Consider the following 12,319-nt stretch of genomic DNA (forward strand, 5'->3'; position numbering starts at 1 on the left):
CCCGTGCCTGCTACGAGATGGACGCAGCCTCCCGAAATCCGAATTGACGCCAGGCCTCGTAAAGCGCAATCGACGCTGAATTTGCCAAATTAAGCGAGCGGCGCCCGGGCAACATCGGAATCCGTAACTGTTTCGTTACGCGCGGATCGGATAACACGGACTGGGGCAAGCCAGTCGTCTCGGTTCCGAAGAGGAGTACATCGGTCTCGGTGTACTCCTCATCGGCGTAACAGTTTTCCGTATGACCCGTGAACGCAAAAATGCGGCGGTCTGGGCCGAAATAATCCTTGGCGGCCTCCCATGATTCATGAACCACCAGGTCGGCAAGGTCATGATAGTCGAGGCCGGCACGTTTCAGATGCGCGTCTGCAAAATTGAAGGCCAACGGCTCTATGAGGTGTAACCGTGCGCCAGTACACGCAGCCAAACGGATCGCGTTTCCGGTGTTTCCGGGGATCTTAGGTTCATGAAAAACAAAATCGAGCACCCGCATAGTGTAGCGCGGGTGCTCGATCTCGCGGCGGTCGTCAGCGCTGATAAGTGACAGTCAGACGCGCCCTCGCAATCGTGTGGAATATCGTGTTGAAAGCCGCGGTTGCCGGCGTTGTCGTTTCGGGATCCAGATCGAGTGTTGGCACGTCAAGTGCATGAACCACGAAAATATAACGATGCGGATGATCACCCGCCGGTGGTGCAGCACCGTAGTATGCAGGTTCGTTTGCATCGTTGCGGACATGGACTGCTGAGCCGGGCAGGAAAAGATCAGACTTGCCGGCATTCTCGTCCAAAGAGGTAGTCGACGAGTCGAGATCGAGGACAGTCCAATGCCAGTAGCCAGAAGGCGTGGGCGCATCGGGGTCGAAGCAGGTAACCACGAAGCCTTGAGTTTCTTCAGGGAAGCCGGTCCACTCGAGTGCTGGCGAGACGTTGTCCTTGAATCCGAGGTGCTTATCGGGCATGACCCCGCCATCGGTCAGGGAAGAGCTGGTGAGCTCGAACGTGGGAACTTCAGGGAGAAGTTCGTATGGATCAGGAGCGATTGGTCGTTGTAGATTCATAGCTCCAGCCTATGCGATACACGTCACAAAGTCTTCCGGGGAAGAAAAGACTCTGTTTTTGTCGGAGCCTCCTTCTAGTATGATTGTCGAACGGGCGTTCGATTGGAGGTGGCATGGATAAGTTAGCGATTGCGCGCACAGTGCTCGCGCAGGCAGAGCAGCGAGCAGGCTTACATGTTCTGCGCTCTGAAACACCGCAGGCGCAGCTGAACGGTGAGGTTGCCGCAAGCGATTATCACGTGCCGCAATACCTGCAGGCGGCTTTGCCGCACGGAATTCCACGCCGCGGAGTAGTGAGCATTCGCGGCTCGAACTTTTTCGCACTCGTACTGGCAGGTATTGCTTCGAAGCAAAACGCATGGGTTGTTTTCCTCGGGGCGCCGGATGTCGGATGGGCGTGCGCTGAACACCTTGGCTTACAGGTGCATCGCATTGCTCACGTGCCAAACGTGGCGTCGCAAGGCGCGCAAGTGGTGAGCGCGGCTATCGACGGTTTTGATGTGGTAGTGATCGGCAATGTGGTCTTAGACGCTCGAGAGCGGCGGGTGTTGCATCGGCGTGCGCTGTCGAAAGGAACGCTACTCATCGCAATGAATTGGCCGCACGCGAATCTAGAGGTGTCCTGTGAACAGCTGGCAGGCCGCGGTATTGAGGGCGGGATTGGTCACGTGCGATGCGTTGATTATGCAATAGCTACGCGCCGCGGAACCAGCCAGATAAGTCACGGGGCAGATGGTGTGGCTCCGATGGCAGGCGAACACCTGGGCGGCGTTCCTTCCGTGATGGCCGTACCGAATCGAGGCGGAGCGTAACTATGCGAGGAGTCGTGTGGATCCCTGATTGGCCGGTCGTTACAGCATTGCTTACCGGCCAGGCTCGCCCGGAAGATCCTATCGCTGTTGTGTCGCAGCGGATCATTGCCGTCAATGGGATTGCGCAGCGTGCAGGAGTGCGCGTGGGCATGAAACGGCGGGAAGCCCAGTCGATACTGCCCGGTCTCACGTGTGTCCGCCACAATCCGGAACAGGATGCCGCCCAATTTGAGCGGGTGGTTCGTGCCTGCGAAGAACATGTTGCATACGTCAGCGTGTTAGAACCGGGCACAATCACCTTCTTCGCACGCGGGCCGGCAAAATCAGCGGGAGGCATAGCGGCTCTCAGTGAACAACTGATCGGTAGTATCGCCAGCGCAACCGGGGTGGAAGCTCACGTCGGGTTCGGGCAGGGGCTGTTGACTGCCGTGCTCGCTGCTCGCCAAGACGCGCATATCCATAACATGCGTCCTTTTCTTGACGCCCACCCGATTGACTCTCTTGCGGCTGCGGCTTTCACGTCGCAGGCTAAAGCGCGCGTGGCCGCTTTTATTAACGCGATGAAAACTTTGGGTATTCAGTGTATTGGCGATCTACGCGCACTTGACCGATCTGCGCTTGCTGCTCGTTTCGGGGCCGTTGCCACCCACGTTATGGAACTGCTGGATGGTGGCGATCTGGACGGCGTCGGCGTTACCTATCCGATTCGTGAATTGGTTGTTGAAAGATCTGTAGATCCGCCGCTGAACAATGCGGATCAGGCAGCGTTTTTAGCTCGCCAGATGGCACATGAGTTATCGCATGATCTCGCGAGCCGGGGCGTCGTCGCCCAAGAAATAGTGATTGCGGTTCGGACCGAAGAAGGCCATGTGCGGGAACGTCTGTGGTCGGTCGCTGTAGCAAGTCCGCGTGATATTACAGATCGGGTGCGTTGGCAGCTTGGCGCATGGCTTGCTGAGGCAGATAGCGATGGCGGAGGCCTTGGGTCTGGTATTGCGCATATTGCCGTGACTGCCAGGCAGATCGCCGCAGCCGGGCTTGCGCAAGGAACTTTATGGGGCGGTGACAGGCGCGGCGATGCCCAAGCGCAGCGGGCGGTTAGTCGTATTCAGGCCCTGTTGGGTGACCAGGCTGTGGTCGTTCCGCAGCGGGTAGGTGGGAGGCACCCACTGGAAAGTCACAAGAAACGATTATGGGACGCCGCACCCACACAAGAACCGCGCGTGCAGGCACCCTTTCCGGGCAGGCTGCCAGAGCCTTGGCCGCATGTGGTCAAAGCTCAGCCAGACAAGATCCGGGTGGTCGATTCTCAGGGGCACGAATGTCTTTTGAGTTCACTTGGAACGTTCTATTGCGGCGATCGGTGCGTGGATCCTCGGCCGGCCCAGCTTATTTCGCGGCACTCTGCCGCCGTCGTGGCTGACTATGCCGGGCCTTGGCTACAGGCGGTGGGGTGGTGGAATCCGCACACCCAGCAACGTAAAGCGTGGATGGAAGTTGTTGATGATGCCCGGCGCGGATACCTCATTTTCCGGGAAAACAATCAGTGGTGGCTGGCAGGGGTATACGAATGATCCCATACGCAGAGTTGCACGTTCATTCCGCATATAGCTTTCTTGACGGCGCATCCATGCCAGCCGACCTCGTTGCGCGCGCTGCTGAACTCGGACTGAACGCTATCGCATTAACGGATCATGACGGGCTACCAGGAGTTGTCCAGTTCGCGAGCGCTGCGCGCACATACGGTATTCCGGCGGTCATCGGTTCGGAAGTGAGTATTGGCGGCACGGCACGCGTTGGCCAGCAAGATCCCGACGGCGACCACCTTGTCATCTTGGCGCGCGGTCCTGACGGTTATCGTGCACTTTCACGCGCGATCGGTGAAGCCATGCTGGCTACGGGCGAAAAGGGAGCGGCGGAGCACAGTTTAGAGTCTTTGGCGAGCGCTGCTCAGGATTGGCAGATCTTGACAGGATGCCGAAAAGGTGGGGTTCGGCGTGCGTTGGAGCCGCGGCCAGGGGTGTGGAATCTGGACGCCGGGCGTGCCTATTTGGAACGTTTGGTTTCTCTTTTTGGTGCGGACAACGTGGCGGTGGAACTGACGAACACGATGCAGCCGCATGATAGGCAACGCAACATTATCTTGGCTCAATTGGCAGCAGAGGTTGGGGTTGTGCCGTGCGTTACTGGGAACGTGCATTGTGCCCGGCCTAGCGAGGCCGTTGTTGCTGACACGCTTGCCGCCACGCGTGCGGGTAAGTCATTGGAGGAATATCGCGGGTGGCTAGGAGCATGGCCGTCGTATCTGAAATCTGGCGAGCAGATGCTTCGCCTGCATGCGGATCATCCACATGCGTTGCGGGAAGCCGTGCGTATTGGTGAGGAGTGCGCGTTTGATCTCGCGTTAGTTGCCCCGCGCCTTCCGCCGTTTCCAACTCCTGCCGGGCATACGGAAGCTAGCTGGCTGCGGCATATCACCACGGTCGCTGCGAGCCGGCGATACGGCACTCGAGCAGAGTATCCGAGCGCGTGGGCGCAGATTGATCACGAACTCGGCGTCATCGAGCAGCTTGGATTCGCGGGTTATTTCCTCATCGTGCATGAGATCGTAGAGTTTTGCCGCAAAAAAGATATCTGGTGCCAGGGTCGAGGCTCGGCGGCGAATTCGGCAGTGTGTTTCGCACTGGGGATTACTGCTGTTGATGCCGTCCGCCACAAGATGCTTTTTGAACGCTTCCTGTCGCCGGGGCGTAGTGGCCCGCCGGATATTGATCTCGATATTGAGGCTGATCGCCGTGAAGAAGTGATCCAACATGTGTATGAACGTTACGGGCGCAGGCATGCTGCTCAAGTGGCGAACGTGATCACGTATCGGCCACGCTCCGCGATCAGGGACGCGGCGCGTGCGCTGGGTTATAGCGCAGGTCAGGCAGACGCCTGGGCTAAAAGCGTCGAACGCGGGAGGGGCCTACGCCAAGGGCAAGCCGCGACGGACGGGCAAGCTGCTACAGGCGGGCAAGCCGCGACAGGCGGGCGCACTACTACACGTGGGCAGGTTGCAACGCCGGTTGGCAGCGGTGAGGATATCGACGCCGAGCGGCAAGTTGCCGAGCTCGCCGCACGGCTGGAAGGACTTCCGCGGCATCTTGGTATCCACTCTGGTGGAATGGTGATCTGTGACCGGCCGCTCATTGACGTGTGCCCGGTGGGATGGGCACGCAAGGAAGGGCGAACCGTCCTGCAGTGGGACAAGGATGACTGCGCGGAGGCCGGGCTCGTCAAGTTTGACCTGCTCGGTCTCGGTATGCTCAGTGCCTTGCGGATCGCGTTTACGGATTTGGCGTGCCGCGGCGTCGTCGCTGATAACGGGCAGCCATTGGATCTGCACAATATCGGCCAGGAAGATCCACGCGTCTACGATTTGCTGTGTGCTGCCGACACGATCGGTGTGTTTCAGGTGGAGTCGCGCGCTCAGATGGCCACGTTGCCACGTATTCAGCCGCGCACGTTTTACGACATCGTCATTGAGGTGGCGCTTATCCGCCCCGGGCCGATTCAAGGAAATTCGGTGAATCCGTATATCAACCGGCGGCGCGGTCGGGAGAAAGTGACGTATCCGCATCCGCTCCTTGAAAACGCGCTGAAGAAGACTCTCGGAGTTCCCCTGTTCCAGGAGCAACTCATGCAGATTGCGATCGATGCTGCAGGGTTCACGCCAGCCCAAGCAGATCAACTGCGTAAAGCGATGGGTGCTAAACGAAGCCACGCACGTATGCGAGCACTTCACGACGAGCTCATGGCCGGCATGGAGGCCAACGGTATTGATGAGCACGTGCGTGAAGAGATCTACGAAAAACTGTTTGCTTTCGCAGAGTTCGGTTTTCCTGAATCTCATTCTTTTTCTTTCGCCTACCTCGTGTATGCGAGCGCGTGGCTCAAGGTTCACTATCCGGAAAACTTTTATGCGGGAATACTCGCAGCGCAACCGATGGGATTTTATTCGCCGCAAACACTCGTGGCAGATGCCCGCCGTCACGGGGTCCACGTGCTCCCGGTGGACGTGTGCCATTCACAGGAGCATTCGAGTGTTGAGGTCACGCCACGGCGTACGGTGTCTGTGCATCCGCTTGTCGACGCCGATCCGTGCCGCGGTCTACGCCTTGGGCTGAGCAACATAAAGGGGCTAGGAAGCGCCATTGACCGTATTTTGGCGGCGCGGGAAGAACGGCCGTTCGCCTCCGTTGCAGATCTTGCCCGGCGTGCCGAGCTTTCTACTGCTGAGCTCGAACGCCTGGCAGCTGCAGGAGCTCTTCGCTCACTTGGTACCTCGCGCAGAGATGGCGTGTGGTCGGCCTCAGCGTTAGCGCATGCGGATAAGACAGCCGGTACCTCGGTGCAGCTAGCCATTCCAGACCTAGTCGTGGGGGCTCGTCCGCCAGACCTTCCGCATATGTCTCCGGCGGAAGAAAACGCCGCGGAATTACGCACGACAGGGCTGGCTGTTGACGGGCATCCAATCGAGTTTTTGCGCGCGCAACTAGATGCTGCAGGTGCTGTGCCCATTAGCGGGCTGGCTGGTATCAGTGCAGGGCAACGAGTGCGCGTGGGCGGAATCGTGACGCACAGGCAACGGCCGCACACGGCGTCGGGAATAACGTTTCTTTCGCTAGAAGATGAGACCGGCTTGCTCAACGTGGTCTGCTCGCCGGGGCTGTGGAAAAGGTATCGGCGCGTGTTACGCACCTCGAACGGTCTGATCATTCGCGGGGTGGTGGAACGCGCCGACGGGGTGACTAACCTTGTTGCAGACGGCGTACATGCCCTCGAACTGCCAGTGGCCGTGCCGTCGCGAGATTTCCGGTAACGAGATGTCTGGTAACGAGATGCCCGGTAAGTCAGTACCTGCCTGCACAATGAACGCCCGCGGCGGTTACACTGATAAAAGCGTTGAAAGGTGCGAGTGTGAGTAAATTTAGGACATTACTTCGGATTGCCACGACAGCCGGGCCGGCCATTTATAGTGTTGTGCGCAGGTATGGTCCGCAAATAAAACAGGTGATTGACGACAACCCGCACCTTTACGCCACGATTAAAAGCCGTATAGTTGCGATTGCCGGAGCTGGGAAGACTCGGCGCGGGCCAGCTAAGCTGCAAGAACGCATTGAGGTGTTGCGTGAGCAAACCACCTACCTGTATGCGTCAGCAAATTCCGCGGAGGTCGCTGAACAAACGGTTGCGTGGCGTCACGAATTGGACGCCCTGCACTCGGCGTTACCGGTGATTGGGGCGATGAAAGCCAAGCAGCGCCGCGGGCACCTGAAGCAGATTGAGGCCACGGTTGACGACCTGTCTGCCAAAATTCTCGCCCTGACTCTTGAAGATGACATCGAGGACGCTCAGTTAGTCGACGACGACCAGCCGCCCTCGCGCTAGGAGCTAGGAATCTAAACCGAGAACCTTCGCAATATTGGGTTCATAAAAGTCTGGGCCCTTGAGTACTTTACCGTCTTCACGGTAGATCGGCTTGCCGTCCGCGCCTAGTTTTGACATGTTCGACCCTTGGATCTCACGTAACACATCAGCCATCGGGATGCCGAGTTCGAGTGCCATTCCGTAAATCACGTAGGTGAGATCGCCGAGTGCGTCGGCTACTTCGACGGTGTCGCGAGAATGGTCGTCTGTGCGGCGAGCCTCGGCAAAAGCGTTTTCGATGATCTCACGGGCGCGCGCGCCGTAAACTGCACCGGTAAGTTCGGCGAACTCTTCGGCGATCAGGCTCATCCTCATGTGAATGCGCTCTCGGTCAGCATTGGGACCATCATCGACGATGGGTAACCCGTAGGTGTGATGGAACTGACGGACCAGTTCTTCGGGGCGCGTTGGATCCACAGAATCGTTGTCGAGTGTCATGGTGTTAATCTACCGTGACCCATGACGCCATGTGACCTTGGCTCAAATCACAAAATTTTTCAGGGTAGGAATTGGAAAGCTCTCCCGGTCAGTGGTAGATTGCTATCTGTTGCTTTTGCAGCAGACCTGCGCGGGTGGCGGAATAGGCAGACGCGCTAGCTTGAGGTGCTAGTCCACGTATTAGTGGGTGGGGGTTCAAGTCCCCCTCCGCGCACAGGTAGAGCCGGTGTGATCACCGGCTTTTCGCATTGTGGGTCACGTGCGGCAGCCCGTTGGTGGGCAACTGTGCGACAATAGCCGCATGAGTCCTTTCCCTCACGCCACCACGGCGGTTTTTGCGATTCTTGGCCGTCCAGCAATTTATTCGAAGTCACCACACTTGCATAACGCGGTGTTCCGTCATCTTGGTATTGATGCCGTCTATGTTGCTCACGAGCCGAGTGATCTTGGCAGGGCTATCGCAGGGATGAACGAACTGGGCTATTCGGGTGCGAACCTCACGATGCCGTTCAAATCAGAGGCCTTGCGGTACCTCGACGGCGTGTCCGACGTGGCTCGTGAAATGAACGCGGTCAATACGCTCAGTTTCCGGGACGGTCGCGTATATGGGGACAACACGGACGGCGCGGGGCTCCTCAATGAGATTCGTAAAACTGACACGGAGATCTCCGGAGCGTCCATCGTGCTCTTGGGTACTGGGGGAGCGGCGTCGGCGGTGTGGACGCAGGCGGCACTCGACGGTGCGGCACGCGTGCACGTGTTCAACCGCATGAAACCGGAATTTCCGCAGATTCAAGAAACCTTGGCACGCCTCGGAGATAAAACGGGTACCGAGCTCACCTTGTATGATGTGGCGGACGAGGCCGAGCTACGCGGCGCGGTCGCCGACTCGTCAATCATTATTAACGCAACCAGCGTCGGTATGGGGGAGATGGCTGACCGCACGCTCATTCCAGCCGCATGGATCACGAAGAATCATACGGTGGCCGATGCCGTCTACCATCCCCGCATTACGCGGCTGATTGCAGAGGCTCGCGAATCCGGTGCAAAAACAGTTGAAGGTATCCGCATGCTCCTAGGCCAGGCTGCGATCTGTGAAAAGATTTGGCTCGGAATTGACATGCCCTACGACGTCGCTGAAGCTGCCGTGCTCGATAGTTAACGTAGGCGAATGACGTGCGCCCGCGATACCCTAGGACAATGAGACCTTTCGCATTTCTTGCCGCGCGCCCGTCGAGTGCCGCCGCAATTCGCGACGACGAATATGCAGCAGTCAAAAAGTATGGCGGATTATCTGACGCCGAACTCGTCTACTTTTCGCTCGAAGATCGCCCGTCCATTGATCCGACGGCGTATGCCGGAATTTTCGTGTCTGGCTCGCAGTACGGATTCTTCGATGATCCAGATACGAAAACGCCGGAGCAGATCGCTACCGAAGATGTGCTGTTCCAGGTCAACGACGTCGTCGTTGAACATGACATTCCCTACCTTGGTATGTGTTACGGGCACCAGTCGCTGGCGATCACGCTAGGCGAGGAGTTGACGAGCGAATACTTCGAAGAGATCAACACTGTTGGTATCGAGCTGACGGACGACGGCAAAAAGGACCCGATTTTTGGGCAGCTGCCCGACGTTTTCCCGGCGATACTCGGCCATGCGGAATCGATCGGTGACTTGCCAAAAGACACGGTGGTGCTTGCCAGCTCACCAGATTGCCCGGTGCAAGCGATCCGGCATCGCAACAACGTGTACGGAGTGCAATTCCACCCTGAAATCGACAGCCCGGCCTTGGAGATCCGGCTCGATTACTACAATCAGGGCAAGTATTTTCCGCCTGATGAACTCGACGCCGTGCGCAAGCGAACATCTGGGCACGACTATTCGTCAGCAGCGGCGATTATTCGCCTGTTCGTCGAGCGGTACCGAAACGCTACTACCGAGGGGTAGATCATGATCTTTGCAGATTCACCACGGTCAACGGTTGGAATCGAATGGGAGCTCCAGCTCGTTGATAAGGATTCCAACGATTTGCGGCAAGCAGCAGATCATATTCTGCGCAAAGCACGCGAACGTGAAAAGGACGCGTCGCTTATCCACGGCGAGATGCTGCTGAACACGGTTGAGCTCGTCACTCGCCCGCACGAGACGATCAGCGGGTGTACGGATGACCTGTTGGAAGCGATCGATATCCTGCTTCCAATTGTGGAGCCGATGCGGATTGCGCTCGCATCCTCGGGGACTCATCCTTTTGCCAATCCCGTCTATCAGCGCGTCACAGATTCGCAACGCTATGCCGAACTTGTTAACCGCACCCGGTATTGGGGTAGGCAAATGCTCTTGTTTGGCACGCACGTGCACGTGGGAATTGAGGATCGTGCCAAGGTTCTGCCCATTTTGCGGGCTGTGCTCACCCGTTTTGCGCACATGCAAGCGTTGACGGCCTCGTCGCCATTTTGGAACGGGAAGAACACGGGATACGTCGATAACCGGGCGATGGTGTTTCAGCAGTTGCCGACGGCCGGAGTGCCACGCCAATTTGAGCACTGGCACGAGCTCGAAGCCTATTACAACGACATGGTGAAAACCGGCGTGATTTCGAACTTTGATGAGGTGCGCTGGGATGTGCGGCCATCGCCGAAGTACGGCACACTCGAATTTCGGGTGTGCGACGCGGCAACAAACGTGACTGAAGTGGGAATGGTCGCTGCGATGTCACAGTGCTTGGTGGAATACTTTTCCCGCATGTTGGATCGCGGTGAAGAACTACCTACGGTTCCGCCGTGGTTCGTTGATGAAAACAAGTGGCGTGCCGCCCGCTACGGCATGGACGCGATCCTCATCACCGATTCGGACGGCAACGAGGAACCAGTGGGTGAAACCTTGGACCGCATGGTTCATCGGCTTATGCCGATTGCAGATGAGCTCGGCTGCGCGGACGAACTTGCTACGGTCCATACCGTGCTCGAGGTGGGCGCGCCGTACAAGCGCCTGCTACGGGCGGGCGCGCACTACAACAATTCGCGTGAAGCAGTCGTAGATTTTATGATCGCCGAAATGGAAGCCGGAAAGCCGCTTGATCCGGAGCAGTTTAAACCGGAGGGCATTGCCGCAAGCGATGAATCGACTGCGCCCGCCTACGATTCGGCCACTGCGTAGTGAAAGGATGACGAGCATGAGCGCCAGGTACGAAGAGTCGATAGAAATCGCACGCCAGCTGATTCAATTCGACACGTCAAACGACGGCCGAGACGTCATTGAAACGCCGGCTGCCGAGTACGTCATGGATCTTCTCAGCGAGGTTGGCCTGCAGCCGGAGATGACGGGGCCGACGCCGGGGCGCCCGTCCGTCGTCGTGCGGATACCGGGAAAGAAGCGCGAGGTCGAGGTCGATCCGGTCACTGGCGAGCGCCGGGGAGCCGTGGTTATTCACGGGCATCTCGACGTCGTGCCGGCAGTGGCAGAAGACTGGTCTGTCGATCCGTTTGCGGCTGTCATCAAGGATGGCATGCTGTGGGGCCGCGGTGCGGTGGACATGAAGAACATGGACGCCATGATTCTGACCGTGGTGCGTGAGATCGCACGAACCGGGTACGTGCCGCCGCGAGATCTTATTATCGCGATGTTCGCGGACGAGGAAGCAGGCGGCAAGCTGGGCGCTCACTGGATGGTGGATAATCGCCCTGACGTGTTCGAGGGTGCAACTCACGCCATTTCGGAAGTCGGCGGGTATTCCACATACGTGGCCGGCAAACGCGTCTATCTGCTGCAAACTGGCGAAAAGTCGCTGACCTGGTACAAGTTCATTGCGGAAGGTACGGCGGGCCACGGCTCGCAGGTTAATAACAACAATGCCGTGGCGAAACTGGCGAACGTTATGGATGCGATCGGCAAAGAAGAGTGGCCACTCACGTTGACAGATACGGTGACGGAGTTGCTGGCCGGGGTGAGTGAGCTGAGCGGCCTGCCGTTCGATCCGGACGATGAGGAAACACTCAACGCACTCGTTGACGCGCTTGGCCCGGCGAAAGCTTACGTGGGGGCAACGCTGCGCACTGGCGCAAACCTCACGTCCGTGAATGGCGGCTATATGGCGAACGTGATTCCGCAAACGGCCACGGGCACGGTTGATGTGCGTGCTATTCCGGGTACAGAAAGCGAGGTGGCAGCTCGAATTGACGAGTTGGCGGCGTCGGTACGACGTGAACAGTTGCATCACAGCCCTGGATTTGAGGCCCCGACAACGGGCTCGTTCGTCGATGCCATGACCGGCGCGCTCCAAGAGTTGGATCCGGAGGCGAGTGTGTTGCCCTATCTGCTGTCGGCTGGAACCGATAATAAGACGCTGGGCCGGCTGGGCATCCAGGGATACGGGTTCTCCCCGGTGCGCCTTCCGGAAGGCTTCGACTTCCCGGCCATGTTCCACGGCGTTGACGAGCGTGTTCCAGTGGATTCGCTTCCGTTTGGTACGGCGGTTCTGCGCAATTTCATTGAGCGGTTATAACAGTTTTGAAAACGCTCGATCTGGGTTAGTCTTTTACT

General features: G+C 58.1%; 10 protein-coding genes, 1 tRNA gene and 1 pseudogene. 9 read left to right on the plus strand and 3 right to left on the minus strand.

The genetic code is table 11. The annotated features are described in order from the left end of the window. Positions 1-10 precede the first annotated feature (10 nt). Both EL234_RS00160 and EL234_RS00165 read right to left on the minus strand, forming a co-directional pair. Entirely contained in the window at positions 11-487 is a 477-nt protein-coding gene (locus EL234_RS00160) for a tRNA (cytidine(34)-2'-O)-methyltransferase (RefSeq protein WP_126415572.1), read from the minus strand. A 40-nt stretch (positions 488-527) separates the two neighbouring features. Continuing rightward, positions 528-1,058: a YbhB/YbcL family Raf kinase inhibitor-like protein gene (locus EL234_RS00165; RefSeq protein ID WP_126415573.1), complete on the minus strand. Its 531-nt coding sequence runs from the start codon at positions 1,056-1,058 to the stop codon at positions 528-530. Positions 1,059-1,171: 113 nt separating this feature from the next. Between EL234_RS00165 and EL234_RS00170 the strand changes: the two genes are divergently transcribed. From EL234_RS00170 to EL234_RS00185, 4 genes are all read left to right on the plus strand, one after another. Beyond that, positions 1,172-1,870 carry a hypothetical protein gene (locus EL234_RS00170; protein ID WP_126415574.1) on the plus strand — a complete coding sequence of 233 codons (699 nt, stop codon included), beginning with the start codon at positions 1,172-1,174 and terminating at the stop codon, positions 1,868-1,870. A 2-nt stretch (positions 1,871-1,872) separates the two neighbouring features. After that, positions 1,873-3,444: a DNA polymerase Y family protein gene (locus EL234_RS00175; protein ID WP_126415575.1), complete on the plus strand. Its 1,572-nt coding sequence runs from the start codon at positions 1,873-1,875 to the stop codon at positions 3,442-3,444. Continuing rightward, positions 3,441-6,734: an error-prone DNA polymerase gene (locus EL234_RS00180; protein ID WP_126415576.1), complete on the plus strand. Its 3,294-nt coding sequence runs from the start codon at positions 3,441-3,443 to the stop codon at positions 6,732-6,734. The genes EL234_RS00175 and EL234_RS00180 overlap by 4 nt, the downstream gene beginning before the upstream one ends. Positions 6,735-6,832: 98 nt before the next feature. After that, positions 6,833-7,303 (plus strand): hypothetical protein, encoded by a 471-nt coding sequence (locus EL234_RS00185; RefSeq protein ID WP_126415577.1) that lies wholly within the window; start codon positions 6,833-6,835, stop codon positions 7,301-7,303. A 3-nt stretch (positions 7,304-7,306) separates the two neighbouring features. On the opposite strand, the pseudogene EL234_RS00190 reads toward EL234_RS00185, so the two are convergent. After that, positions 7,307-7,744: pseudogene (locus tag EL234_RS00190) on the minus strand (pyrophosphohydrolase domain-containing protein); the annotation flags it as partial. Between the two features lie 164 nt (positions 7,745-7,908). Between EL234_RS00190 and EL234_RS00195 the strand changes: the two are divergent. From EL234_RS00195 to EL234_RS00215, 5 genes are all read left to right on the plus strand, one after another. Further along, a tRNA-Leu gene (locus tag EL234_RS00195) sits at positions 7,909-7,994 on the plus strand. Positions 7,995-8,081: 87 nt separating this feature from the next. Beyond that, on the plus strand, positions 8,082-8,942 hold the full coding sequence (locus EL234_RS00200; protein ID WP_126415579.1) for a shikimate dehydrogenase family protein: 861 nt from the start codon (positions 8,082-8,084) through the stop codon (positions 8,940-8,942). 38 nt (positions 8,943-8,980) lie between these two features. Further along, a complete protein-coding gene (locus tag EL234_RS00205; protein WP_126415580.1) occupies positions 8,981-9,727 on the plus strand; it encodes a glutamine amidotransferase-related protein in 747 nt (248 codons plus the stop codon). Positions 9,728-9,730: 3 nt separating this feature from the next. Continuing rightward, a complete protein-coding gene (locus EL234_RS00210; RefSeq protein ID WP_126415581.1) occupies positions 9,731-10,936 on the plus strand; it encodes a glutamate--cysteine ligase in 1,206 nt (401 codons plus the stop codon). A 16-nt stretch (positions 10,937-10,952) separates the two neighbouring features. Next, positions 10,953-12,281, plus strand: a complete 1,329-nt coding sequence (locus tag EL234_RS00215; protein WP_197718443.1) for a M20/M25/M40 family metallo-hydrolase — start codon at positions 10,953-10,955, stop codon at positions 12,279-12,281. The last annotated feature ends 38 nt before the right edge of the window (positions 12,282-12,319 follow it).

This window comes from Trueperella bialowiezensis (genome assembly GCF_900637955.1).
Taxonomy (GTDB): Bacteria; Actinomycetota; Actinomycetes; order Actinomycetales; family Actinomycetaceae; genus Trueperella; species Trueperella bialowiezensis.